Source organism: Pseudomonas sp. DWRC2-2 (assembly GCF_049897885.1).
Taxonomy (GTDB): Bacteria; Pseudomonadota; Gammaproteobacteria; order Pseudomonadales; family Pseudomonadaceae; genus Aquipseudomonas; species Aquipseudomonas azotoformans_A.
Map to the genome: position 1 here is coordinate 224,710 of NZ_JAFCXD010000001.1, position 24,519 is coordinate 249,228.

A 24,519-nucleotide genomic window follows, 5' to 3' on the forward strand; every position below is an offset into this window, starting at 1 on the left:
TTTAAGGCAAAAGGCGGGCAGGCAGCAGACGCATCAGCTGCGTGTCGAACCAGGCGACGAACGCCGGCGACGGCAGCGCATCCACCGCAAGGTACCACCAGTCGGACTGGGCAAAGGCGCGGCACTTCACCGCGTCCTTCTCGGTCATGACCAGTGGCGATGACGGCGTAAAATTCAGGACCTCGGCGCTGTAAGTCGCGTGGTCGGCAAAGCCATGGGGTATCGGCTGCCAGTGTAGCGTTTCAAGGGTAGTGAAGAAACGTTGCGGGTTGCCGATGCCGGCGACCGCATGCACCTGCTGGCCGGCTGGAAAATGATCCACCGGCTGCCGTTCGCCGGTCAGCAGGTTGACCAGCGCGGTGGGTTGCAGGCGAAAGGCAAAGCCATCGTCTCGATCACTGGCGGCGCCGTTGTACAGCAACGCGTCGACGCTCTGCAGACGCTCCACCGGCTCACGCAACGGCCCGGCCGGCAGGCAACGGCGGTTGCCCAGGCCACGGGCGGCGTCGATCAGCACCAGTTCAAGGTCACGGGCCAGGCGATAGTGCTGCAGGCCGTCGTCGGAGAGGATCAGGTCGAGGGTTTCGCTGGCCAGCAGCGCCTTGACCGCACGGCTGCGGTCGGGGTCGATCATCAACGGCACGCCGCAGCGCTGTACGATCAACAGCGGTTCATCACCTGCCACGTCGGCGCTGTGGCTGGCTTCGACCCGCCAGGGCAACTGCGGCGGCTTGGCGCCATACCCCCGGCTGACCACCCCCACGCGCAGGCCGCTGCGTCGGCAGTGTTCGATCAGCCACAGGATCAACGGCGTCTTGCCGGTGCCACCCACGGTGATATTACCGACCACCACCACCGGCACCGGCGATTGATAGATCTCGCCCTCTCCCGCCAGGAAGCGTGCACGCTTGCCCTGCACCACCCGGCGATACAAGGACTCCAGCGGACGGAGCAGCGCAAGTGCCGGATGGCCCTCGTACCAGGCCTTGAGCAAACGATCGGACAGGGCCATCAGGGTTGGCCCGCCGCCTCGACGGTGGTCATGCGCAAATGGCTGAAACCGAGCTTGCCGGCAGCGTCCATCGCAGTGATCACAGCCTGGTGCTGGGTCTTGCCATCGGCACTGATGGACAGCGGCAGCTTAGTGTCGCCGCCGGACTCTTTCTGCAAGGCATCCATCAGGCTGGCCAAGTCGTTTTTCTCGAGCAATTGGTTATTCACCGAAAACACCCCGTCGGCGCTGATGGCGATGTCCAGTTGCTTGACTTGCTGGTCTTCGGCCGGCGAACCGCTCACGGCTTCCGGCAGGTCGACGCGCAGCTCGGTCTGCCGGGTGAAGGTGGTGGTGACGACAAAAAACAGCAGCAGGATAAACACTACGTCGATCAGCGACGCGAGGTTGATATCGACGTTTTCCCGTTGCTTGCGGCGAAATTTCACGCTTTGCCCCCAACCAGGTCCACGTCACGATCGCCCTGCACCACTTCCACCAGCTTGATGGCTTCCTGCTCCATGCCGACCACCAGTTCATCGATGCGGCGTTGCAGGAAACGGTGGAAGAACACCGACGGAATACCCACCATCAGGCCTGCGGCCGTGGTGATCAGCGCCTTGGAGATACCACCGGCCAGTACGGCTGCGTTGGTGGTCATGCCGGAACCCATGAACGAGCTGAAGATATCGATCATGCCCAGCACCGTGCCGAGCAAGCCGAGCAACGGCGCCATGGCGGCGATGGTGCCGAGGGCGTTGATGTAGCGCTCCAGTTCATGGATGACGCGGGCCGCGGCTTCCTCGATGCACTCTTTCATGATCTCGCGACCATGCTTGGAGTTGGCCAGGCCAGCGGCGAGGATTTCACCCAGCGGGGAATTGGCGCGCAGTTCCTTGAGCTTTTCCTTGTCGAGCTGCTTGTTCTTGATCCAGGCCCAGACCTGCCCCAGTAAATGCTCGGGGGTCACGCGGCTGGCGCGCAGGGTCCACAGGCGTTCGGCGACGATGCCGAGTGCGGCGATAGAGCTCATGATGATCGGCAACATCATCCAGCCGCCGGATTTGACCAATTCCCACACAGTGAATGTCCCCTCGAAAAAGTGCGCCACTTTACCATATAGGTGCGTTGACCACAGACCCCATCGGCCGCGCCTAAGGTAACCGCTCGCGCCAGAACCGGCGTTGATTGCGCGCAACTACCGGCGGCGTAAAAGCCCCCAACTGCAGACGCACGGCGCCCTGCTCGGCACTGTCATACACCTGGCTGCCCAACCGCCGGTAGCGTTCCATCACCTGTGGATGAGGATGGCCGAACGCGTTGTGGCGCCCTCGCGAGATCAGCACGGATCGCGGACTAAGCCGTTCCACAAAGGGCCAGGACGAAGAACTGCGACTGCCGTGGTGCGGCGCTTGCAGCCAATCAGTGCGCACCGCCAGGGGTGATGCGAGCATGGACTGCTCGGCGGCGCGGTCAATATCACCGGTCAGCAGCAGGCGCTCGCCATTGGCCTGCACCTGCAAGACGCAGGACTTCGCGTTTCCACTGATGGCGTCCGGCCACTGCCAGAGTTCGAAGGTCACACCGTCCCAGGTCCATCGCTCGCCGCTGACACAAGGTTGGGTGCCGAGCGATGACGGCAGGCCTTCAGTTTCCCCGCCCACCACGCGCTTGATCGGCATGCCCTTGGCAACGGCTGCTGCACCACCCGCATGATCGGCATCGGCGTGGCTGAGCAGCAGCATGTCCAACTCCCCTACCCCGAGTTTTCGCAGCGACGGCAGGACAACGCGTGCGCCCAGATCAAAGCTTCCGGAGCGCGGGCCGGCGTCGTAGAGCAAAGTGTGATGACGGGTGCGCAGAATCAGCGATTGGCCCTGGCCGACGTCCAGTTGCACGACCTCTACTGTTCCATGAGGGACCAATTCTCGCGGGGGAAACACCGCCAACAGTAGCATCGACAACCCGAGCAGGCGAAATGGAACACCCTTGGGCAGCAGGAGCAGCACGGTCCCCAGCAGACTCACCAGCCAATAGCCCAACGGCACTTCGGCCGGAATCCAGGCGGGCATTAGCCCGGCGAGCCACGCCAAGCCCTTGAACAAGACATCCAGTGCCCCACCCGCTAGCCATAGCAGACCGTCACCCACAAAGGGCAGCGCGAGCAGAGCTGTCCCCAACAAGGCCAGCGGCAACACCACCAAGCTGATCCACGGCACGGCTATCAGGTTAGCGAACGGTGCGCTCAGACTGATGGGCAACCCCAACACCAACAAGACCGGAAACAACCCGATGGCAATCAACCACTGCGGCCGGGTCCACGCCTGCCACAGGCTCCACGGCCCCAGACGGCCACCAAACGCCAGGATCAGCACCGCCACCGCCGCAAAGGACAGCCAGAACCCCGGCTGCAAACTCGCCAACGGCTCCAACACCAACACCCCATTGAGTGCCAGCAACAAAGGCCACCACAGCCCCAGATGACGAAAGCGCAAACGCCACAACAACACCAACCCGACCATCACACAGGCGCGCTGCACCGGCACGCCAAACCCGGCCAGCAAGCCGTAACCCAGCGCCGTGGTGAACGCCAACCCACAGGCCCACGGCAACCACGGCCAGCTTCGGGGCCAGCACCCATAGCGCGCCAGGCTGGCGATCAAACCGTAGACCAAGCCCGCAAGCAAACCGATATGCTGGCCGGAGATGACCAGCAAATGCACGGTCCCTGTGTCCTGCAGCACCTGCCAATCAGCAGCGGTCAATCCAGAGCCATCGCCCAACACCAGGGCAATCAGGCCTGCTTCCCGGCCCTGGGCGTCCACCGCAAGCAAGCGCTGACGCACACCGTCGCGCCAGGCATTAGCAGCCGGTGCCAGGCGTTCTCCGTCCTTTACCGTGCCTGTGGCGCCAATTCGCTGGGCCAGCAACCAGGCCTCCTGATCAAACCCATGGAAGTTCAGCAACCCGGCCGGCCGCTTCAGGGTGATTGCCAGGCGCCAGCGTTCGCCACTGCGCACAGGCGGCCCGCCATGCCAGGAGACCCGGATACGCGTGGGCAACCGGGCATTACGCGACCGACTGTCGGTCAGCACGAAGCGCACGCCATCGCCCGTTTGCTGAGGCAAACCGGTAACCCGCCCTTCTACCCAGCGCGTCTGGCCATCCAACACCGGCCTAAGGCGATCATCCAGCGCCCACTGCGCACTCATGCACGCCCAACTCAGCCCGAACAGGAAAAACGCCAAGGGATACGTGCGAAACGGCAACAACATCAAGGCCAGCACCAGCAAGGCAATCAGCCAACCGGTCGTCGGCAATGCCGGTAAAAAGCGCAAGGCCAGCAGCCCCAGCGCAAACGCGCACATCCCTGTCCTCATGGATCATCCTTTTCCAGTGATCCACTCAGTCTTAGCCAGATGCCCAGCACGGCCTATGATGTTTTGTCACAAAGTCTGAATTTTCTGTTTATAGAATGCGGGCATACTTGCCCCTCGAACTGACCTGGACCCCTTATGCCCCGGCGCTTATTCAAACGGTACATGCCTGACCCCAGCAGTATCAGGGAACACAAGTCATTACAGTTTCTCGGCACTTTGCTGCATGACCCGAACCTCTGGCACCTGAACCGGCATTCGGTCGCACGCGCAATGGCCGTGGGTTTGTTCGCGGCATTTATCCCGATTCCGTTGCAGATGCTGCTGGCCGCCGTGCTGGCAATCACCGTGCGCGGCAATATGCCCATCGCGGTCAGCCTGGTGTGGCTGACCAACCCCATCACCATGCCGGTGGTGTTTATCTGCACCTACATGACTGGCGCCTGGCTGATGAATGTGCCGCCGCGCAGCCTGCCGGATGACCTGACCTGGGAATGGATCAGCGGCCAATTGAGCACGTTATGGCAGCCATTCCTGCTGGGTTCAGTGGTGCTGGGGCTGGTGTTGGGTGCGATAGCGTATTGCCTGACCATGGGTTATTGGCGCTGGTGGGTGGCCCACCAATGGAAAAAACGCAAACAGCGTCGCGCCTAGCAAGCCCTCAGGCGCAGATGCACGCGCAGCCCTTTTCCGGTGTTTTCCGCCCACAGGCTGCCGTCCTGGCGCTGCACGGCATTGCGCGCGATGCTCAGCCCAAGCCCGAAGCCACCATCGCCAGGGCGTGATCCGTCCAGGCGCGTGAACGGTGCGAAGATCCGTTCCAGGTCCCCGTCATCAATCCCGCCGCCCTGATCCTCCAGCCACACATGCCAATAGTCACCTTCGCGACGCCCATCCAGGCTGACCACACCGCCCACGGGTGAGTGGCGAATGGCATTGCGCAGGATGTTTTCCAGGGCCTGGGCCAACGCATTCAGGTTGCCCCGCACCCAGCACTCCGGGCCGAGCAGGCACGGCAGGCGCGGTGCCGGCCAATCGCTCTCGAAACATGCGTTTTCGCGCAGCATGTCCCACAGTGCCTGAAGCTGGATATCTTCCTGGGGCAGCGGCGCCCGTTCGGTGTCCAGCCAGGCCAGTTGCAGGCTGTCTTCCACCAGGCGCTGCATGGCGTCGATCTCACGGCCGAGCCGCTCGCGCAGTTGCGTCAGGTCTTGCTCACTGTCACAGGCCACCCGCAGGCGGCTCAGCGGTGTGCGCAGTTCATGGGACATGTCTCGCAGCAGTTGCTGCTGCAACACCACAGTGCCCTGCAAACGCTCGGACATATGGTCGAACGCGCGGCCCAGCTCGCCCAACTCATCCTGACGACTGGTGGCGTCGTGGGACAGCCGCGTATTCAACTGGTCGGCCCGCCAGGCGTTGGCCTGCTCACGCAATTGATTGAGGGGCATGATCAGCAGCCGATACAGGCCGACGCACAGCAACAGCGTAAACAGACCGGGAATCACACCATTGGTCACTACCCGCCAGAACAGTTGATAGCGTCCCGGCATGAAACGCTGTGGCAATTCGATCACCAGCGAACCCGCGCTGGGGTCGGCGGGAAACGGGATTTTCAGCCACGGCAGGCCTTTGGTATGCCGGCTCACCGGCCAGTCCAGGCCACGCAGAAAGGTCAGGCGCTGGCTTTCCTTATCGGTCAGCGGGTAGCTGCTCAGCGATTGCAAGTCATTGCCGATCACGCCGATCCAGGTGGTTTCGCGTTTGCCCATCTCCTGCAACCACGCATCGACGCCCGCATTGCCGCTTCGGTTCCATGCCTGTTCCGCACGTACCGCGTAGCCACTCAAGGTGATCCGCGCTTCATCGGACAGGTAGGCGTTCTGCTGCTCCATGTATCGCCCCCACGACCAACTGAGCCAGATCATCAGCAAACAGAAGGCGATCAGCAGGCAGGCCAGCTTCCAGAATAACGAGTGCTTGCCCGGCAGGCGTTCAAAGGGCCGTTTAAAGGCTGTCATCGGCACCGCTCAACACATAGCCCTTGCCCCACACCGTGCGCACTTCGCGCTCGGTGTAGCTGATGGCCTTGAGCTTGCGGCGGATCTGGCTGATATGCATGTCCAGGCTGCGGTCATGGGGCGCGTAACCGCGTTGCAGCACATGCTGGTAAAGGAAGGGTTTGCTGAGGACTTCTTCCGCGTTGCGATGCAGGGTTTCCAGCAGGCGATATTCGCTGCGGGTCAGGCCAGCCCAGTGTTGCAGGTGGAAGACATCGCACAGTTCATCGTCAAATCGCAGGGTGCGGGCATCGCCACGTGCGGGCGCCAGGCTCGGCAAGGGGCGTCGGTCCAACGCGACACGGCGCAGGATGGCTTCAATGCGCACGCGCAGCTCGATCATGCTGAACGGCTTGGGCAGGTAGTCATCGGCGCCCAGGCGAAAACCGCTGATCCGATCAGCCTCGGCACCGAGTGCCGACATCAGGATCACCGGGATCGAATGGCTCTGGCGCAGATGGGTGAGGATCGACAACCCATCCAGCCCCGGCAGCAAAATATCCATCAACACCACGTCGAACACCTGGTCGCGCGCCATCTGCAGGCCTTGCTGGCCGTTCTGGCACCAGGTCACGTGAAAACCACAGCGCCCCAGGTGCTCATGGACATAGGCGCCCAGCACGGGGTCATCTTCGATGGTCAGGATACTGGGCAGGCCAACTGCTACGGGATTCATTAGTATCTGCAAGTCATTCTCAATGACTGATTATTCAAGATAACCCCGCCGCAGGCAATCGCCACTGGCCACCAAATACCTTCAAGATTGCCGTATGTCATTAATTTGCAAGATTCCTCGCCGCGCAAATGGCTACACTGCGCAGGTGGCGCGGGCCGGATGCCCGCGCAATTCCGTAGATATCAATGTGGTAGCAGGAGAGTGGCGTGCTGACAAGAATGGGGATAAAAGGCCGCGTACTGTTGCTGACCTTATTACCGACCAGCCTGATGGCCTCGTTGCTGGGCGGCTATTTCACCTGGATGCAGCTCTCGGAACTGCAGACCCAATTGCTGCAACGCGGCGAAATGATCGCCGAACAGTTGGCGCCCCTGGTCGCGCCCGCCCTCAGTGCGCGCAACACCGATCTGCTCGAACGCATCGCCACTCAGTCCCTGGAACAGCCGGACGTGCGTGCCGTGTCCTTTCTCAGCCCAGACCGCGCGTCCCTCGCTCACGCCGGCCCGACCATGCTCAACCAGCCGCCGGTGGGCAACAGTTCCCATTTATTGCAGCGCACCGGCAATGACGCCACCCGCTATTTGCTGCCGGTGTTTGGCCGCCATCGCAACCTCGCGGGCGACCTGATCCCGGATGAAGCCGACCGCCTGCTGGGCTGGGTCGAGGTGGAACTGTCCCACAACGGCATGCTGCTGCGTGGCTACCGCAGCCTGTTCGCCAGCCTGTTACTGATCGCCATCGGCCTGATCTGCACCGCAGCGCTGGCCCTGCGCATCAGCCGCACGATCAACTCGCCCATCGGCCAGATCAAGCAAGCCGTGGCCCAGCTCAAGGACGGCAACCTGGAAACCCGTTTGCCGCCCTTGGGCAGCCAGGAACTGGACCAGCTCGCCTCGGGCATCAACCGCATGGCCGAGACCTTGCAGAACGCCCAGGAAGAACTGCAACACAGCATCGACCAGGCCACTGAAGACGTGCGCCAGAACCTGGAAACCATCGAGATCCAGAACATCGAGCTGGACCTGGCGCGCAAAGAAGCCCTGGAGGCCAGCCGCATCAAGTCGGAGTTCCTGGCCAACATGAGCCATGAGATCCGCACGCCGCTCAACGGCATTCTCGGCTTTACTCACTTATTGCAAAAAAGCGAACTGACCCCGCGCCAACTCGACTACCTGGGCACCATCGAAAAATCCGCCGACAACCTGCTGGGCATCATCAACGAAATCCTCGACTTCTCGAAAATCGAGGCCGGCAAGCTGGTGCTCGACAGCATCCCGTTCAACCTGCGCGACTTGCTGCAAGACACCCTGACCATCCTCGCCCCCGCCGCCCATGCCAAGCAGCTGGAACTGGTGAGCCTGGTGTACCGCGACACGCCGTTGGCGCTGGTGGGCGACCCGCTGCGCCTCAAGCAGATCCTCACCAACCTGATCAGCAACGCGATCAAGTTCACCCGCGAAGGCACTATCGTCGCCCGCGCGATGATCGAGGACGAGCAAGAAGACAGCGTGCAATTGCGCATCAGTGTGCAGGACACCGGCATCGGCTTGTCCAGCCAGGACGTGCGCGCGTTGTTCCAGGCCTTCAGCCAGGCTGACAACTCGCTGTCGCGCCAACCGGGCGGCACGGGGTTGGGCCTGGTGATTTCCAAACGCCTGATCGAGCAGATGGGCGGTGAAATCGGCGTCGACAGCACGCCGGGCGAAGGCTCGGAATTCTGGATCAGCCTGAACCTGCCCAAGACCCGCGACGACGTCGAAGACTTGCCGTCCGCACCTTTGCTGGGTCATCGCGTCGCGGTGCTGGAAAACCACGAACTGGCACGCCAGGCGCTGCAACATCAATTGGAAGACTGTGGCCTGGAAGTCACCCCGTTCAACAGCCTGGAAAGCCTGACCAACGGCATCACCAGCGCCCACCAGACCGAGCAGGCCATCGACCTTGCGGTACTCGGCGTCACCGCCAACGACATCCCGCCTGAGCGCCTCAACCAGCACCTGTGGGACCTCGAACACCTGGGCTGCAAGGTGCTGGTGCTGTGCCCGACCACCGAGCAGATGCTGTTCAACCAGTCCGTGCCCAACCCCAACAGCCAATTGCAGGCCAAGCCGGCGTGTACGCGCAAGTTGCGTCGCGCGCTGTCCGACCTGATCAGCCCGCGCCCGTCACGCAGCGAACCGGGCGAACCATTGTCCAGCCGTGCACCACGCGTGTTGTGCGTGGACGACAACCCGGCAAACCTGCTCTTGGTGCAGACGCTGCTGGAGGACATGGGCGCACGGGTGCGCGCCGTGGAAAGCGGGTATGCCGCCATCGACGCCGTAAAACAGGACACCTTCGACCTGGTGCTGATGGACGTGCAAATGCCCGGCATGGACGGCCGCCAGAGCACCGAGGCGATCCGCCAATGGGAAAGCGAGCGCAGCGGCACGCCATTGCCGGTGGTCGCCCTCACCGCCCACGCCATGGCCAACGAAAAACGCGCCTTGCTGCAAAGCGGCATGGACGATTACCTGACCAAACCCATCAGCGAGCGCCAACTGGCCCAGGTGGTGTTGAAGTGGACCGGCCTGGCCCTGCGCAATCAAGGCCCGGAAAGGGCAACAGATGGTCTTGGCCCTGGCGTGCAACTGCCTGTGCTTGACCATGAAGAAGGCCTGCGCCTGGCCGCCGGCAAGGCAGATCTCGCGGCGGACATGCTCGCCATGTTGCTCGCCTCCCTTGAGGCCGACCGCCTGGCTATCACCCTTGCCCGTGACGCCAACGACAACAACGCGCTGATCGAACGCGTGCACCGCCTGCATGGCGCCACCCGTTATTGCGGCGTACCGCAACTGCGGGCTGCCTGCCACCGCGCCGAAACCTTGCTCAAGCAAGACGACGCCAAGGCCCAGCATGCTCTGGACGAACTGGACATGGCCATTGCCCGACTCGCCAGTGAAGCGCGGGTCAACGCCTGAACTCATCAAAAAGGAAGCCTTTGATGCGCGTCATTCTTTTCAGCAGCCAGACCTACGACCGCGACAGTTTTCTCGGTGAACCCCTGCCGCATGGCCTGGAACTGCAGTTCCAGCCCGCCCGCCTCAACCTCGACACCGTGGCCCTGGCCGAACACCACGAAGTGGTCTGCGCCTTTATCAACGACGACCTCAGCGCCCCGGTCCTGGAGCACCTGGCCAAGGGCGGCACGCGGTTGATCGCGCTGCGCTCGGCGGGCTACAACCATGTGGACCTGGCCGCCGCCAAGCGCCTGGGCCTGACCATCGTGCGCGTGCCGGCCTATTCGCCCCATGCGGTGGCCGAGCATGCGGTCGCGCTGATCCTCGCCCTCAACCGTCGCCTGCACCGCGCCTATAACCGCACCCGCGATGGCGATTTCAGTCTGCACGGCCTCACCGGCTTCGATCTGGTAGGCAAGACCGTCGGCGTGGTCGGCACCGGGCAGATCGGCGCCACTTTTGCCAAGATCATGGCCGGCTTCGGTTGCCAGTTACTCGCCTACGACCCCTTCCCTAACGCACAGGTGCAGGCCCTGGGCGCGCGCTACGTGAGCCTGCCCGAACTGCTGGCCCAGGCGCAGATCATCAGCCTGCATTGCCCGCTGACCACCGACAGCAAGCACCTGATCAACGCCCGCTCCCTGGCGCAGATGCAGCCAGGCGCGATGCTGATCAACACCGGGCGCGGTGGGCTGGTCGACACCCCGGCGCTGATCGAGGCGCTCAAGGACGGCCAGCTCGGCTACCTGGGGCTGGATGTGTATGAAGAGGAAGCCCAGCTGTTTTTCGAGGACCGCTCCGACCTGCCCCTGCAGGACGACGTCCTCGCGCGCCTGCTGACCTTCCCCAACGTGATCATCACCGCCCACCAGGCGTTCCTCACCCGCGAAGCCCTGGCGGCGATTGCCGGCACCACCCTGGCCAACATTGCCGCGTGGGCCGATGGGCAGGCGCAGAACCTTGTCGAAGGATGATCAGCGGTCACATACCAGGCTCATGATGAGCCAGCACCCGTGATAGGATGCCGCGCCTATTTGGAGGATCCATGGCCGAACACGATTTCCGCTTCAGTTTGCTGAGCCCGCAACACACCCTGATCGAATGCCGCGCCCTGGTGCCGGGCCGTTACCAGGTCACCGGCAACGGTGGCTCGATCAAGCATGGCGACATCTTGATCGTCTCCCTGCGCGGCAGTAAAACCCTGTCGATGCGCCTCACCGTCGAAGGTGATGCGCGCTATTCCATCCGCCCGGCGGGCCAATGGGTCGCCATGGCCCAAGGGCCGAAGTTCGGCGAGTTGGAGATTCACACCTGGAAGGTCAACTGCGACAGCTGCGAGGCCGTGTTGGAGTTTGAATTCGCGGTGGAAACCAAGCTGACCAAAGAACCGCTGCAACCGGCCGCCAACGCGCGCATTGCCGAATTGGGATGGGCCAGCGAGGGCGATAAACACCGCTGCCCTAAATGCCAAAAGGCCGCGCAATGAAAGGCCTGCTTCTGCTCGCCGCCGTCGGAGTTGCCCTGACGGGCTGCGCCGGGGATGCGGTCAAGCTCAAGCAGGATCACAGCTACGTGGTGGAATGGATTGGTGAACGGCCGCTGATGGATTACGCGCACCTGACCGTCACCCTCGGCGCCGATGGCCGTGCCTACGGCAACGGCGGCTGCAACCACTGGTTCGCGCCCTACACCGTCGATGGCGAAAAGCTCAGCTTCGGCCAGATCGGCAGCACCCGCAAACTCTGCGCCGAGGCCTTGATGGAGCAGGAACACCGCTTCTTCCAGGCCCTGCAAGGTGTGCAGCGTTGGGACATCTCGCCGATCGAGCAGACGCGTTTCTGGCCGGCCGAGGGCAAGCCGATTCGTTTGTGGCTTGAAGAAGGCTGATCGATGGGAGGGGCAAAACCCCTCCCATTTTGTTATCCGCGCAACGCCTTGAGTTTGGCCAGCACCCCTTCCGCCGTCTGCTCGCCCATCAACGTCTCACGCACCTTACCCTTGTCATCGATGATGTAGGTCACCGGCAAGGCTTCGCTGCGTGGAATATCGAAAATCTCTTCCGGGTTCTGCGCCAGCACCGTGAACTTGATGCCCAGCTTGTCGCTGGCGGCTTTCAGCTCTTCGCCCTGCACATTGTCGAAGTTCACTCCAAAGACGCCCACGTTCTGCGCCTTCAGTTGGTCGGCCAAGGCATTGAGCTCGGGGATTTCCGTGCGGCACGGGCCACACCATTCGGCCCAGTAGTTGACCACCATCCACTGCTTGTCCAAGCGTTCGGCAGCCACCTTCTTGCCATATTGGTCAACGCCGTAATCGTTACCGCAGCCGCTGAGCAGCAGGGTTGTGATGATCGCCAATGCACCGATCAGTCGCCTTGTCATGGGGTAATCCTTCGCAAAAATGAACGTTGGCTGCGACCTATCGCCTCTTACGGTTTAAGGACAGGTCGCTGCGCGGGTAGAATACCCGCCACCTTACGCAAGATGCGACCCGCACATGACCGATCTGACGCTTTATCACAACCCGCGCTGCTCGAAATCCCGCGGTGCGCTGGAACTGCTGGAAGCCCGCGGCCTCACCCCCAACGTGGTGCGCTACCTTGAAACCCCGCTGAACGCCGCGCAATTAAAGGCGCTGCTGGGCAAACTGGGCATCAGTGCCCGCCAACTGCTGCGCACCGGCGAAGATGAATACAAGGCGCTCAACCTGGCCGACGCCAGCCTCAGCGAAGCCCAGTTGATTGCGGCCATCGCCGAACATCCAAAGCTGATGGAACGCCCGATCCTGGAAACCGTCGACAAAGCCATCATTGGCCGTCCGCCAGAAAACGTACTGGAGATACTGCCGTGACGTCGCCCTATGTGCTGGTGCTGTATTACAGCCGCAATGGCTCGGTGAGCGAAATGGCCCGGCAGATCGCCCGGGGCATCGAGCAAGGCGGCATGGAAGCGCGACTGCGCACCGTGCCGGCGATCTCCACCGAGTGCGAAGCCGTGGCACCGAGCATTCCGGACGAAGGCGCACTGTATGCCAGCTTGGATGACCTGAAGCACTGCTCGGCCCTGGCCCTGGGCAGCCCGACCCGTTTCGGCAACATGGCCGCACCACTCAAATACTTCCTCGACGGCACCAGCAACCTGTGGCTCACCGGTGCCCTCGTCGGCAAGCCGGCCGGGGTGTTCACGTCTACCGCCAGCCTGCACGGCGGCCAGGAAACCACACTGATGTCGATGCTGCTGCCGCTGCTGCACCACGGCATGCTGATCACGGGCCTGCCCTACAGCGAACAGGCCTTGCTCGACACCCAGGGCGGTGGCACGCCGTATGGCGCCAGCCATCACGCCGGCCCCGACGGCAAGCGCATGCTCGATCAACATGAAATCGCCCTGTGCCGTGCCCTTGGCCTGCGCCTGGCAACGACCGCTACCTTGCTGGAGAGCGGCAGTGGCCAGAAAGCCTAAGCTCCTGCCACCCCAGGCGTGGCTGGAGCCACGGGTCAAGCTGGCACGCGTGCTGAGCCTGCTGGCGTTTTTTGGCCTGGTGGGTTTGCTCTGCGTTTACTACCTGTTCGTCGCCGACCTGCATGGCGCGCGGCCCTGGGTGATCCTGCTGATCGAGTTGGTGCCGCTGCTGGTGCTGACGCCGGGCATGCTGCTGGGCAGCGCGCGCGGGCATTCGTGGATGTGCTTTGTGGTGAACCTGTATTTCATCAAGGGCGCGCTGGCGGCGTATGACCCGAACCGGCAGTGGTTCGGGGTGCTGGAGATGCTCGCGAGTCTGGCGGTGTTTTGTACGGCGTTGTTGTATGTGCGGTGGCGGCATCAGTTGAATCGGCGGTTGACTGAATAACCTAGCGTTTTGGCGAGCGGTTAGTGATTGACGGTATACGCCAACATCATCGACAACTGGCACATCGGCCGCCCGCTCTCGGCATGCCACTGGTTGAATGCGCCCTGCACCGTCGCCAGGTCGCGCAGGCTGGTGGGTGCCTTGTCGACGATCTTCTGCGCGTTCAGCGCCGCCACCACGTCATAACTCGGCACAAAGGTGTCCTTGCCAACCATGCGCAAGAAGCGCGGCGCTGACAGCCCGCCAAGCTGATGGCCATGCTTGCTCAGGTACTTCCACAGCCCGACGATATCGGTCACCGGCCAGTCGGCGATAAACGCGCCGAAGCTGCCCTTCTCCTGCTCGATGTCGAGGATCATCTGCGCATTGCGCGGCACACTCTTGAGCTTGCCCAGATGACGGATGATGCTGGTGTCCTGCATCAGCCGCTCCAGGTGCTCGGCCCCCATCAGCACGACTTTTTCCGGGTCGAAGCCGAAAAACACCTTTTCGAACGCTGGCCACTTGGAATCCACCACGCTGTGCTTCAAGCCCGCACGAAACACGCGCAGCGCCAGGGTCGACAGGTAGCGATCATCACTGATCTTGCGCAATTGCGCCGGGGTCTTGGGTACAGGCAGATGGGCTTCCAACTCGGCCGCCGAACCGAAGCGGTTCAGACAGTATTCGTGCAGCCATTTGTAATCGCGCATGCCCTCTCCTGGCAGTTGAATTGAAAACGGCGCCCGCGAGCGCCGTGTGTCAGAGCGTTGAAATGGCTCAGAGGTTCACCACATTGACAAAGCGCGAGGCGGCGGTTTCATCAATTTTCAGGCTGGTGAAGTCGAACAGGTTGCGGTCGGCCAACTGCGACGGCTGCACATTCTGCAGGCTGCGGAAGATGCTTTCGGTACGGCCTGGGGTCTTGCGCTCCCAATCCACCAGCATTTCCTTGACCACCTGGCGCTGCAGGTTTTCCTGGGAGCCGCACAGGTTGCACGGAATGATCGGGAATTGCTTGAAGTCGGAGTAGGCCTGGATGTCCTTCTCGTTGCAATACGCCAGCGGGCGGATCACCACGTTGCGCCCATCATCGGCACGCAGCTTGGGCGGCATGGCCTTGAGCGAGCCGTTGAAGAACATATTGAGGAAGAAGGTCTCAACGATATCGTCGCGGTGGTGACCCAGGGCCATCTTGGTCGCGCCGATCTCGTCGGCGAAGGTGTACAACGTACCACGGCGCAGGCGCGAGCACAGCGAGCAGGTAGTCTTGCCTTCCGGAATCAGCTCCTTGACCACTGAGTAGGTATCTTTCTCGACGATATGGTACTCGACGCCCAACTCCTTGAGATAGGCCGGTAGCACATGCTCGGGGAAGCCCGGTTGTTTCTGGTCCATGTTGACGGCGACGATCTCGAACTTGATCGGCGCGACCTTTTGCAGGTGCAGCAGCACGTCGAGCATTGTGTAACTGTCTTTGCCACCGGAGAGGCAGACCATGACCTTGTCGCCGTCCTCGATCATGTTGAAATCGGCGACCGCTTCACCGGCCAGGCGACGCAGGCGTTTTTGCAGTTTGTTCTGGTTGACCGTAAGAGTGCCCATGGCGCTTGGATCCGCTAGAGGTGTGTGACGAAAAGCCGGGTATTTTACGCAAAAAAACCATCAAAAGGGCGAGCGGTAAAAGACCCCGCCGCGATTAAGCCCAATGTTTACAGCGCAATTTGCTCTAAAGGCCCTACAGTTATTCCGGTCATCACTTCCTATACTGCGACTAGAGGTCGCACATCTATCCAGACCTTTGAGGCCATTTGGCCCGTGGGCGCTCCGACGGGGGGCGATGGTAATAACGACAGGAGTGACTGGCATGATCCATCACGTCGTGGGGCTGTTTACCCATCCCGACCAGGAATGGCGGGAAATCCGTGGCGATAAAGAAGAAAGCATCGGCCACATGTACCTCACTCACACCTTGATTCTTGCGGCGATCCCCGCCGTGTCCGCCTTTATCGGCACCACCCAGGTTGGCTGGGTCATCGGCAACCGTGCGCCGGTGATGCTGACCCAGGAAAGTGCCTTGTGGATGACCATCATGTCCTACGCCGCCATGCTGGGTGGCGTGGCGGTGATGGGCGCCTTCATTCACTGGATGGCGCGCACCTACGACGCCAACCCCAGCATGGCGCGCTGCGTGGCCTTTGCCACCTACACCGCTACGCCGCTGTTTATCGGTGGGCTAGCCGCGCTTTATCCGCATATGTGGCTGGGCATGGTCGTGGGTACGGCGGCCATCTGTTACACAGTGTATTTGCTCTATGTGGGGCTGCCGACCTTCATGAACATCGACCCGGATGAAGGTTTCCTGTTTTCCAGCTCGGTACTGGCCGTGGGCCTGGTAGTACTGGTGGCAATCATGGCGTTTACCGTGATCGTGTGGGGCCTGGGCGTGGGCCCGATCTACACCAACTGACCGTTTAAACCCTCAGGCAAAGCCACCGCAAGGTGGCTTTGTGCATGATGCATGACCATTCGGCGCCTGACAGATTCGGAAACACCCAGCTTTGCGGCATACTGGGCGTCTCTGGAGATATGTACAGCATGCCCGAGCAACTCAATACCCGCGTCGAAGATTGTTTCCTACAAGCCGAATCCTTTTTTAAACGAAGCTTCAAACGCCCCCAGGTCAGCCTCAAGCTGCGGGGCCAGAAAGCCGGTGTCGCGCATTTGCACGAGAACCTGCTGCGATTCAACCCACAGCTGTACCGTGAAAACAGCCAACACTTCCTGAAACAGACCGTGGCCCATGAAGTGGCGCATCTGATTGCCCACCAATTGTTTGGCGAACGCATCCAGCCCCATGGTGAGGAATGGCAATTGATCATGCGCGGGGTTTACGAACTGCCGCCGGACCGTTGCCACACCTATGAGGTGAAGCGTCGCCAGGTGACCCGTTACATCTACCGATGCCCGTGTGCGGACAGTGACTTTCCGTTCTCGTCACAACGCCATGGCATGGTGGCTCAGGGGCGGCGGTATTTGTGTCGGCGGTGCCGGCAGACCTTGGTGTTTACCGGCGAAACTCGCGTCGAGTAGACATCAGGCAATTACGCGAGCGGCGCGCAGCTCGCTGATTCGCTGCGGGCTCAGGCCCAGTTCCGCCAACACTTCGTCACTGTGCGCCCCCATCGCGGCGCCAATATGCCTCGGTGCTGGCAACCCTTGCGAAAACTTCAGCGGACAGGCCAGTTGCGCCTGAGTCGAGCCATCGCCCCGCGGAACCTTGCTGACCAGTTGCCGCGCCTTGAGCTGTGGATGCTCCACCGCCTCACTCAGGCTCAACACCGGCTCCACGCACGCATCCACCCCGGCGAACAACGCGCACAGCTCATCAAAGCTGCGCTTCTCAAATTCGACCTGCAGCGCCGCCTTGAGCTTGGGTGACAAACCCAGTGCCGCCAACTCCGGCCGCCCCAGCGCCTCGCAGAGCTGCTGCATAAACCCAGGCTCCAGGCTGCCCACCGACATCCAACGCCCATCCCGCGAGCGGTAGTAATCGTAAAAGCTACCGCCATTGAGTACATGGCCCTCCCGCTCCGGCTCCACCCCACACGCCAAGTAACCCGCGCCGGCCATGGCATTCAGGCTGAACGAACAGTCGGTCATGCTCACATCCAGGTATTGACCCACCCCGCTCTGCTGCCGGGCGATGACCGCCGCGAGCAACCCCACCACCGCATGCAACGAACCACCGCCCACGTCCGCCACTTGCACGCCCAACGGCAGCGGCCCGCTGTCCTGGCGCCCGGTGTAACTGGCCACGCCGGCCAACGCCAAGTAGTTGATATCGTGCCCGGCGCGGTCCTTATAGGGCCCTGTCTGGCCATAACCGGTGATCGACACATAAATCAGCCGGGGATTGATCGACTTCAATGCCTCATAACCCAAACCCAGACGCTCCATCACACCCGGTCGGAATTGTTCGAGCAGGATGTCGTAGTCCTTCACCAGCGTCCGCACGATCTCCAGCGCCTCGGCCTGCTTGAGGTCCAGCGCCAGGCTGCGTTTATTGCGATTGAGGTAGGCATGGCTCGCCGACGTGCCCTGATCATGGGGCGGCAGCACCCGCAACAGGTCCAGGCGCGTGGGCGACTCGATACGCAGCACCTCGGCGCCCATGTCCGCCAGCATCAGGGAGGCAAACGGGCCGGGCAGCAGGGTGGAAAAATCCAGCACTTTGAGGGACGCCAAGGGACCTGACATGGGCACTCCATTTCCATTTCGACTGCCCACAGACTAGGCAGCCTTGCCCCTCACGGCAATCGCCGAAACAGTCAGCAAAGATGACCGTTTTGATCACGGCGGGCTTTTTCGTGGCGGCGGCTTTATCATTGGCCCACGTTTGTTTGCCGAGTGTTCCATGAAGTTTGCGATTGCCTTGTTTTCCGCCGCCCACGCGCCCTCCTCGCGCCGCGCCCTGCTGTTCGCCCAGGCGGCGCTGGCCGGTGGGCATGAGATTGTGCGGCTGTTTTTCTATCAGGATGGCGTGCACAGCGCATCCAACAACATCGTTGCGCCCCAGGATGAGCAAGACATCGCCCGCCAATGGCGTGAGTTTGTCAGCCAGCACCAGCTTGATGGCGTGGTGTGCATTGCCGCTGCGTTACGCCGTGGCGTTCTCAACCAGGAGGAAGCCACGCGGTACCAGCGCACAGCGGTGAATCTGGATGCGCCCTGGGCGCTGTCTGGCCTGGGGCAGTTACATGATGCGATCCAGGATGCCGACCGCCTGATCTGTTTTGGAGGGCCGTGAGATGTCTAAATCCTTATTGGTGATCAGCCGTCAGGCACCGTGGTCCGGGCCGAGCGCACGGGAAGCGCTGGATATCGTGCTGGCCGGTGGCGCATTCGATCTGCCCATCGGCTTGCTATTCATGGATGACGGCGTGTTCCAGCTCGCTGCGCACCAGAACGCCAAGGCCGTGCAACAAAAGGACCTCAGTGCCAACCTGCAGGCACTGGAGCTGTTCGGCATCGATGATGTCTTTGTCTGCCGCCACAGCATGGCCGTGCGTGGCTTGACGCCGCCCACTGAGGCGCAACCGTTGAGCAACGACGCTATTTCCCAATTGATTGACCGTTACGACCAGGTGATTACCCTCTGATGTCGACTTTACACGTGGTGTCTCATTCCCCGTTTTCCGACAGTCGCCTCCACAGCTGCCTGCGTATCTGCGGCGCCGAGGACTCGATCCTGCTGTGCGGCGACGGCGCCTATGGGCTGCACGTCCCTGCCCTGCACACCCAGGGCGTGAAGGTGTTCGTGCTGGCCGAAGACATGCAGGCGCGCAACCTGCCGCTCCCGGACTGGGCCGACAGCGTGGACTACCCAGGTTTCGTGCAGCTGTCGATTGACTACGACAAGGTCAACACCTGGCTATGAACACCCTGACCGTAGGCGCACGTACCCTGGAACTGGACAAGGACGGTTATTTAGCCGACTTGGACGACTGGTCCGCTGACGTCGCCCATGCCCTGGCCGCCGCCGAAGCCATGGAGCTGACGCCGGCCCACTGGGAAATCCTCGAACTGCTGCGCCAGTTCTATGCCGAATTCCAACTGTCCCCGGCCACACGTCCGCTGATCAAGTACACAGCCTTGAAGCTCGGCCCGGAAAAGGGCAACAGCCTGTACCTCAACAAACTGTTCAACGGCACTCCCGCCAAACTCGCCGCCAAGCTGGCGGGCCTGCCCAGGCCGACGAATTGCTTATGACCGACTTTGCCCCGCTGACCCTTGAACCCCCTGCCGAGCACCCGTTTGCCCAGTTCGTGCGCATCCTGGGCAAAGGCAAGCGCGGTGCGCGCAACCTCACCCGCGAGGAAGCCCGCGAAGCCATGGGCATGCTGCTCGATGAAAAAGTCGAAGATACCCAGCTCGGCGCCTTCCTGATGTTGTTGCGCCACAAGGAAGAAAGCCCGGAAGAACTCGCCGGCTTCACCGAAGCCGTGCGCGAACGCCTGGATGCCCCGGCGCTGAACGTGGATGTCGACTGGCCAACCTACGCCGGCAAGAAACGCCACCTGCCGTGGTACCTGCTGGCGGCCAAGTGCCTGGCGCAGAATGGTGTGCGCATCCTTATGCACGGCGGCGGCGCGCACACGGCGGGCCGGCTGTACACCGAACAACTGCTGGAAGGTTTGCAGATCCCGCTGTGCCGCAACTGGCAGCAGGTCGAGGCCGCCTATGCGCAAGGCAACCTGGCGTTTATTCCGCTGGGCGACTGGGCGCCGCAATTGCAACGCATGATCGACCTGCGCAACACCCTGGGCCTGCGCTCGCCGATCCACTCCCTGGCGCGTTTGCTCAACCCCTTGAATGCGCGCCTGGGCCTGCAAAGCATTTTCCATCCGGGTTATCAGGGCGTGCACCGCGATGCCAGCGGCCTGCTCGGCGACAACGTGATCGTGGTGAAGGGCGACGGCGGCGAGATCGAGATCAACCCCGACTCGGCCAGCCACCTTTACGGCACCACGGGCGGCGAAAGCTGGGACGAAGAGTGGCCCGCCCTCTCCGCCCAGCGCCACGTCAAACCCGCCACACTCGAACCGGAACACCTGAAGGCGTTCTGGCGCGGTGATGTCGAAGACAGTTACCCGCAACTGGCCTTGATCGCGACCATGGCCCTGGCCTTGCGCGGCCTGGGCCATTCACGGGAACAGGCGTTCGTCCTGGCCCAGCAATACTGGGACGCGCGGGACAAATCGATTTAATCGATCATTAACGCCCGGTCTTTGCGCTTTTAAATCGAACTCAGCCCTTTAGACTGGCCTCCAACGCTTATTAGCCAAGGAGCCAGTCATGGGTTTGCTGATCGAAGGACACTGGAAAGACCAGTGGTACGAAAGTAGCGCAGACGGCGCATTCCAACGGGAGCAGGCGCAACGCCGCAACTGGGTGACCGCCGATGGCGCGCCGGGCCCAAGTGGCGAAGGCGGCTTCAAGGCTGAAGCCGGCCGTTATCACCTCTACGTCTCCCTTGCCTGCCCCTGGGCCCATCGCACCCTGATCCTGCGTAAGCTCAAGGGCCTGGAAAGCCTCATCGACGTGTCCGTGGTCAGTTGGTTGATGCTGGAAAACGGCTGGACCTTCGACAAGGCTCACGGCTCCACCGGCGACAAGCTGGATGATTTCGACTTCATGCACCAGCGCTACACGGCTGACACGGCCGACTACACCGGGCGCGTCACCGTGCCAGTGCTGTGGGACAAAAAGCTCAAGCGCATCGTCAGCAATGAGTCGGCGGAGATCATCCGCATGTTCAACAGGGCGTTTAATGAGCTGACCGGCAACACCCTGGACTTCTACCCCGAGCCGCTGCGCCCGACCATTGACGCACTGAATGAGCGTATTTACCCGGCCGTGAACAACGGCGTGTACCGCGCGGGCTTCGCGACGTCGCAGCAGGCGTATGAACGTGCGTTTGAGGATGTGTTTGCGGAGCTGGATAACTTGGAGCAGCATCTGGGCGATCATCGCTACCTGGCCGGTGAATACCTGACCGAGGCGGATGTACGGCTGTTCACCACGCTGATTCGCTTTGATGCGGTGTATTACAGCCACTTCAAATGCAACCTGCACAGGATTGCGGATTATCCGAACCTGTCGAACTGGCTGAGGGAAATGTACCAGTGGCCGGGCGTGGCCGAGACGGTGGATTTTGCGCATATCAAGGGGCATTACTATGCCAGTCACCGCACGATCAACCCGACCGGGATTGTGCCGAAGGGGCCGTTGCAGCATTTTGACGCTGCCCATGATCGTCAGCGCCTGGTCGGTAACGGCATCTTGAGCTGAAAACACCTTGTGGCGAGGGAGCTTGCTCCCTCGCCACAGGTACAGTGTCAGACTTGAGATTGCGCGCCTTCAAACCACTTGAGCTTCTCGCGCAACACCACCACCTCACCCACAATCACCAGTGTCGGCGCATGCACTTCATGCTCCGCCACCATGCGCGGTAAATCCGCCAGCGTACCGGTGAACACGCGCTGGTTGGACGTGGTGCCCTGCTGGATCAATGCCGCAGGGGTATCCGATGCACGCCCGTGCTTGATCAGCTGCTCGCAGATGATCGGCAAGCCAATCAACCCCATGTAGAACACCAGGGTCTGCGACGGCCCGACCAGATCATGCCAGGGCAGGTCCGAAGTGCCGTCCTTTAAATGCCCGGTAATGAAGCGCACCGACTGTGCGTAGTCGCGGTGAGTCAGCGGAATCCCGGCATACGCCGCGCAACCGCTGGCCGCCGTGATCCCCGGCACCACCTGGAACGGAATGCCGTGGGCCGCCAGTTCCTCGATCTCTTCGCCCCCACGGCCAAAGATGAACGGATCGCCACCCTTGAGGCGCAGCACGCGCTTGCCTTGCTTGGCCAGGTCCACCAATTGCTGGTTGATCTGGTCTTGCGGCACGGCGTGGTCGGCGCGGCGTTTGCCGACGTACACACGTTCGGCGTCACGGCGACACAGTTCGAGAATCGCGGGGGCTACGAGGCGGTCATACAGCACCACATCGGCTTGCTGCATCAGGCGCAGGGCGCGGAAGGTCAGCAGGTCCGGATCACCCGGCCCTGCGCCCACCAAGTAGACTTCGCCCGGTGCATTCGGCGGCGCGCCGTTGACCTTTTCGATCAACAGGCGCTCGGCTTCAGCCCCCTGCCCGGCCAATTGACGGTCGGCAATCGGGCCCTGGAACACGTCTTCCCAAAATGCGCGGCGCTGCTGCACATCCGGGTACAAGCTTTTGACCTGGGCACGAAAACGCGCCGCCAAACCGGCCAGTTGGCCATAGGTGGACGGAATCCAGGTTTCCAGCTTGGCACGGATCAGCCGCGCCAGCACCGGTGCATCGCCGCCGCTGGACACCGCGATCACCAAGGGTGAACGGTCAACAATCGCCGGGAAGATCACGCTGCACAAGGCCGGTGCATCTACCACGTTGACCGGTACACACCGACGCTTGGCATCGCTGGACACTTGCGCGTTCAACGGCTCATCGTCCGTGGCCGCGATGATCAGGGTGCAGCCGTCGAGGTCCGCCTCCTGATAACCGCGCAAAATCAGTTCCCCGCCACTGCCCAGTACCAGTTCACGCAACTGGTCTTCGATCTGGGGAGCAACCACCCGCAGCAACGCACCGGCATCGGCCAGCAGCCGGGATTTGCGCAAGGCAATCTCCCCGCCACCGACGACCAACACACGACTGCCGCGCAGGTTATGAAACAGCGGCAGAAATTCCATTTAGCGGATGACCTCGACGCCCGCCATGTAAGGCTTGAGCACTTCAGGTACACGGATCGAGCCGTCAGCCTGCTGGTAGTTTTCCAGCACCGCCACCAGGGTACGGCCTACGGCCAAGCCGGAACCGTTGAGGGTGTGCACCAGCTCGGGCTTGCCGGTTTCCGGGTTACGGAAACGCGCTTGCATGCGACGGGCCTGGAAATCACCGCAGTTGGAGCACGACGAAATCTCGCGGTATTTGTCCTGGCTCGGTACCCACACTTCAAGGTCGTAGGTCTTCACGGCGCTGAAGCCCATGTCGCCGGTGCACAGCGCCAGCACGCGGTACGGCAGCTCCAGCAATTGCAGGACGCGTTCGGCGTTGGCGGTCAGGCCTTCCAGGGCTTCCATGGAAGTCGACGGCTCGACCACCTGCACCATCTCGACCTTGTCGAACTGGTGCTGGCGGATCATGCCGCGGGTGTCACGACCCGAGGCACCGGCTTCGCTGCGGAAGCACGGGCTGTGGGCCACGAACTTGATCGGCAGTTGCTTGGCGTCGAGGATCTCGCCGGCCACGATGTTGGTCAGCGACACTTCGGCGGTCGGGATCAGGTACAGGTCGGCTTCGCCGTCGCGGCTGATCTTGAACAGGTCTTCTTCGAATTTCGGCAGCTGGCTGGTGCCCATCAGCGCCGGCGCCTGCACCAGGTATGGGGTGTAGGCTTCTTCGTAACCGTGTTCGCCGGTGTGCAGGTTGATCATGAACTGCGCCAGGGCACGGTGCATGCGCGCGATCGGGCCGCGCAGCAAGGCAAAGCGCGCGCCGGACATCTTGGCGGCGGTTTCGAAATCCAGGCCGCCGGTCAATTCGCCCAGGGCAACGTGGTCCTTGATCTCGAAATCAAAGGCGGTTGGGGTGCCCCAGCGGCGCACTTCAACGTTACCGTCTTCGTCTGCGCCAATCGGCACGGATTCGTGCGGGATGTTGGGGATGCCCAGCAGGATCGAGTTCAATGCAGACTGAATTGCATCGAGCTCTTGTTTGTCAGCGTACAGCTGGAGCGCCATACCATCGACATCCGCCATCAACGGCGCGATGTCTTCGCCGCGCTGCTTGGCCTGACCGATGGATTTGGAACGCGCATTACGCTCAGCCTGCAGTGCTTCGGTGCGGGTCTGGACGGTCTTGCGCTGTTCTTCCAGCGCTTCGATGCCCGCAACATCCAAGGCAAAGCCACGGGATGCCAGGCGGTCCGCTACGTCCTGAAGGTTGCTACGTAACAGTTTGGAATCGAGCATGTCGGTCTCTC

At 61.9% G+C, this 24,519-nt stretch carries 28 protein-coding genes; 16 read left to right on the forward strand and 12 right to left on the reverse strand.

Features of this window, described 5'->3' with window-relative positions; genetic code table 11:
* Nucleotide 1: 1 nt before the first annotated feature.
* The 4 genes from lpxK to ACP7EW_RS01245 form a co-directional block, all read right to left on the reverse strand.
* Nucleotides 2-1,012, reverse strand: coding sequence for a tetraacyldisaccharide 4'-kinase (lpxK, locus tag ACP7EW_RS01230; protein WP_426214755.1), 1,011 nt, complete (start codon nucleotides 1,010-1,012; stop codon nucleotides 2-4).
* Nucleotides 1,012-1,440, reverse strand: coding sequence for an ExbD/TolR family protein (locus ACP7EW_RS01235; protein ID WP_010209650.1), 429 nt, complete (start codon nucleotides 1,438-1,440; stop codon nucleotides 1,012-1,014). The genes lpxK and ACP7EW_RS01235 overlap by 1 nt, the downstream gene beginning before the upstream one ends.
* On the reverse strand, nucleotides 1,437-2,072 hold the full coding sequence (locus tag ACP7EW_RS01240; RefSeq protein WP_033896796.1) for a MotA/TolQ/ExbB proton channel family protein: 636 nt from the start codon (nucleotides 2,070-2,072) through the stop codon (nucleotides 1,437-1,439). The genes ACP7EW_RS01235 and ACP7EW_RS01240 overlap by 4 nt, the downstream gene beginning before the upstream one ends.
* Nucleotides 2,073-2,145: 73 nt before the next feature.
* A complete protein-coding gene (locus ACP7EW_RS01245; RefSeq protein ID WP_426214758.1) occupies nucleotides 2,146-4,371 on the reverse strand; it encodes a DNA internalization-related competence protein ComEC/Rec2 in 2,226 nt (741 codons plus the stop codon).
* A 135-nt stretch (nucleotides 4,372-4,506) separates the two neighbouring features.
* On the opposite strand from ACP7EW_RS01245, the gene ACP7EW_RS01250 reads away from it, so the two are divergent.
* On the forward strand, nucleotides 4,507-5,022 hold the full coding sequence (locus tag ACP7EW_RS01250) for a DUF2062 domain-containing protein (RefSeq protein WP_033896799.1): 516 nt from the start codon (nucleotides 4,507-4,509) through the stop codon (nucleotides 5,020-5,022).
* On the opposite strand, the gene ACP7EW_RS01255 is transcribed toward ACP7EW_RS01250, so the two are convergent.
* Together ACP7EW_RS01255 and ACP7EW_RS01260 are read right to left on the reverse strand one after the other, a co-directional pair.
* On the reverse strand, nucleotides 5,019-6,389 hold the full coding sequence (locus tag ACP7EW_RS01255) for a histidine kinase sensor domain-containing protein (protein WP_426214761.1): 1,371 nt from the start codon (nucleotides 6,387-6,389) through the stop codon (nucleotides 5,019-5,021). The genes ACP7EW_RS01250 and ACP7EW_RS01255 overlap by 4 nt on opposite strands.
* A complete protein-coding gene (locus ACP7EW_RS01260) occupies nucleotides 6,376-7,104 on the reverse strand; it encodes a response regulator transcription factor (RefSeq protein ID WP_426214763.1) in 729 nt (242 codons plus the stop codon). Before ACP7EW_RS01260 ends, ACP7EW_RS01255 begins: the two co-directional genes overlap by 14 nt.
* Before the next feature lie 206 nt (nucleotides 7,105-7,310).
* On the opposite strand from ACP7EW_RS01260, the gene ACP7EW_RS01265 reads away from it, so the two are divergent.
* From ACP7EW_RS01265 to ACP7EW_RS01280, 4 genes are all read left to right on the forward strand, one after another.
* The gene (locus ACP7EW_RS01265; RefSeq protein WP_061448894.1) at nucleotides 7,311-10,064 is read left to right on the forward strand and encodes a response regulator; all 2,754 of its coding nucleotides are present in this window, start codon (nucleotides 7,311-7,313) and stop codon (nucleotides 10,062-10,064) included.
* Nucleotides 10,065-10,087: 23 nt separating this feature from the next.
* Nucleotides 10,088-11,077 (forward strand): 2-hydroxyacid dehydrogenase, encoded by a 990-nt coding sequence (locus ACP7EW_RS01270; RefSeq protein ID WP_426214765.1) that lies wholly within the window; start codon nucleotides 10,088-10,090, stop codon nucleotides 11,075-11,077.
* A gap of 71 nt (nucleotides 11,078-11,148) precedes the next feature.
* Nucleotides 11,149-11,589, forward strand: coding sequence for a hypothetical protein (locus ACP7EW_RS01275; RefSeq protein ID WP_033896804.1), 441 nt, complete (start codon nucleotides 11,149-11,151; stop codon nucleotides 11,587-11,589).
* Nucleotides 11,586-11,990 (forward strand): META domain-containing protein, encoded by a 405-nt coding sequence (locus tag ACP7EW_RS01280; RefSeq protein ID WP_016977565.1) that lies wholly within the window; start codon nucleotides 11,586-11,588, stop codon nucleotides 11,988-11,990. The genes ACP7EW_RS01275 and ACP7EW_RS01280 overlap by 4 nt, the downstream gene beginning before the upstream one ends.
* A gap of 32 nt (nucleotides 11,991-12,022) precedes the next feature.
* On the opposite strand, the gene ACP7EW_RS01285 is transcribed toward ACP7EW_RS01280, so the two are convergent.
* Nucleotides 12,023-12,484, reverse strand: a complete 462-nt coding sequence (locus ACP7EW_RS01285; protein WP_426214767.1) for a TlpA disulfide reductase family protein — start codon at nucleotides 12,482-12,484, stop codon at nucleotides 12,023-12,025.
* 115 nt (nucleotides 12,485-12,599) lie between these two features.
* On the opposite strand from ACP7EW_RS01285, the gene arsC reads away from it, so the two are divergent.
* The 3 genes from arsC to ACP7EW_RS01300 are packed head-to-tail and all read left to right on the forward strand — an operon-like array spanning nucleotide 12,600 to nucleotide 13,952.
* Nucleotides 12,600-12,953 carry an arsenate reductase (glutaredoxin) gene (gene arsC / locus ACP7EW_RS01290; RefSeq protein ID WP_426214769.1) on the forward strand — a complete coding sequence of 118 codons (354 nt, stop codon included), beginning with the start codon at nucleotides 12,600-12,602 and terminating at the stop codon, nucleotides 12,951-12,953.
* On the forward strand, nucleotides 12,950-13,564 hold the full coding sequence (gene wrbA / locus ACP7EW_RS01295) for an NAD(P)H:quinone oxidoreductase (protein ID WP_177112655.1): 615 nt from the start codon (nucleotides 12,950-12,952) through the stop codon (nucleotides 13,562-13,564). Before arsC ends, wrbA begins: the two co-directional genes overlap by 4 nt.
* Nucleotides 13,548-13,952, forward strand: a complete 405-nt coding sequence (locus ACP7EW_RS01300; RefSeq protein WP_426214771.1) for a DUF2069 domain-containing protein — start codon at nucleotides 13,548-13,550, stop codon at nucleotides 13,950-13,952. Before wrbA ends, ACP7EW_RS01300 begins: the two co-directional genes overlap by 17 nt.
* 20 nt (nucleotides 13,953-13,972) lie before the next feature.
* On the opposite strand, the gene ACP7EW_RS01305 is transcribed toward ACP7EW_RS01300, so the two are convergent.
* Nucleotides 13,973-14,644 (reverse strand): DNA-3-methyladenine glycosylase I, encoded by a 672-nt coding sequence (locus tag ACP7EW_RS01305; protein WP_426214773.1) that lies wholly within the window; start codon nucleotides 14,642-14,644, stop codon nucleotides 13,973-13,975.
* Nucleotides 14,645-14,711: 67 nt separating this feature from the next.
* A complete protein-coding gene (gene ttcA / locus ACP7EW_RS01310; RefSeq protein ID WP_016977557.1) occupies nucleotides 14,712-15,536 on the reverse strand; it encodes a tRNA 2-thiocytidine(32) synthetase TtcA in 825 nt (274 codons plus the stop codon).
* Between the two features lie 262 nt (nucleotides 15,537-15,798).
* Here ttcA and ACP7EW_RS01315 point away from each other — a divergent pair, with 262 nt between their 5' ends.
* Nucleotides 15,799-16,401, forward strand: coding sequence for a Yip1 family protein (locus tag ACP7EW_RS01315; protein ID WP_016977555.1), 603 nt, complete (start codon nucleotides 15,799-15,801; stop codon nucleotides 16,399-16,401).
* A 128-nt stretch (nucleotides 16,402-16,529) separates the two neighbouring features.
* The gene (locus ACP7EW_RS01320) at nucleotides 16,530-17,024 is read left to right on the forward strand and encodes a SprT family zinc-dependent metalloprotease (protein WP_010209629.1); all 495 of its coding nucleotides are present in this window, start codon (nucleotides 16,530-16,532) and stop codon (nucleotides 17,022-17,024) included.
* A 3-nt stretch (nucleotides 17,025-17,027) separates the two neighbouring features.
* On the opposite strand, the gene ACP7EW_RS01325 is transcribed toward ACP7EW_RS01320, so the two are convergent.
* Entirely contained in the window at nucleotides 17,028-18,191 is a 1,164-nt protein-coding gene (locus tag ACP7EW_RS01325) for a CaiB/BaiF CoA transferase family protein (RefSeq protein WP_426214775.1), read from the reverse strand.
* Between the two features lie 157 nt (nucleotides 18,192-18,348).
* On the opposite strand from ACP7EW_RS01325, the gene tusD reads away from it, so the two are divergent.
* The 6 genes from tusD to ACP7EW_RS01355 all read left to right on the forward strand — a co-directional run bounded on the left by tusD (nucleotide 18,349) and on the right by ACP7EW_RS01355 (nucleotide 21,785).
* Nucleotides 18,349-18,741, forward strand: coding sequence for a sulfurtransferase complex subunit TusD (tusD, locus tag ACP7EW_RS01330; protein WP_033896872.1), 393 nt, complete (start codon nucleotides 18,349-18,351; stop codon nucleotides 18,739-18,741).
* Nucleotide 18,742: 1 nt separating this feature from the next.
* Entirely contained in the window at nucleotides 18,743-19,093 is a 351-nt protein-coding gene (tusC, locus tag ACP7EW_RS01335; RefSeq protein WP_033896810.1) for a sulfurtransferase complex subunit TusC, read from the forward strand.
* Nucleotides 19,093-19,371, forward strand: coding sequence for a sulfurtransferase complex subunit TusB (gene tusB, locus ACP7EW_RS01340; protein ID WP_426214777.1), 279 nt, complete (start codon nucleotides 19,093-19,095; stop codon nucleotides 19,369-19,371). The genes tusC and tusB overlap by 1 nt, the downstream gene beginning before the upstream one ends.
* On the forward strand, nucleotides 19,368-19,703 hold the full coding sequence (locus tag ACP7EW_RS01345) for a TusE/DsrC/DsvC family sulfur relay protein (protein WP_426214779.1): 336 nt from the start codon (nucleotides 19,368-19,370) through the stop codon (nucleotides 19,701-19,703). The genes tusB and ACP7EW_RS01345 overlap by 4 nt, the downstream gene beginning before the upstream one ends.
* Entirely contained in the window at nucleotides 19,700-20,701 is a 1,002-nt protein-coding gene (locus ACP7EW_RS01350; RefSeq protein WP_426214781.1) for a glycosyl transferase family protein, read from the forward strand. The genes ACP7EW_RS01345 and ACP7EW_RS01350 overlap by 4 nt, the downstream gene beginning before the upstream one ends.
* A gap of 88 nt (nucleotides 20,702-20,789) precedes the next feature.
* A complete protein-coding gene (locus ACP7EW_RS01355) occupies nucleotides 20,790-21,785 on the forward strand; it encodes a glutathione S-transferase family protein (protein ID WP_426214783.1) in 996 nt (331 codons plus the stop codon).
* A 47-nt stretch (nucleotides 21,786-21,832) separates the two neighbouring features.
* Here ACP7EW_RS01355 and cysG read toward each other — a convergent pair whose 3' ends face one another.
* On the reverse strand, nucleotides 21,833-23,227 hold the full coding sequence (gene cysG / locus ACP7EW_RS01360; RefSeq protein ID WP_426214785.1) for a siroheme synthase CysG: 1,395 nt from the start codon (nucleotides 23,225-23,227) through the stop codon (nucleotides 21,833-21,835).
* Nucleotides 23,228-24,508: a serine--tRNA ligase gene (gene serS, locus ACP7EW_RS01365; protein WP_426214787.1), complete on the reverse strand. Its 1,281-nt coding sequence runs from the start codon at nucleotides 24,506-24,508 to the stop codon at nucleotides 23,228-23,230.
* Nucleotides 24,509-24,519: the final 11 nt, after the last annotated feature.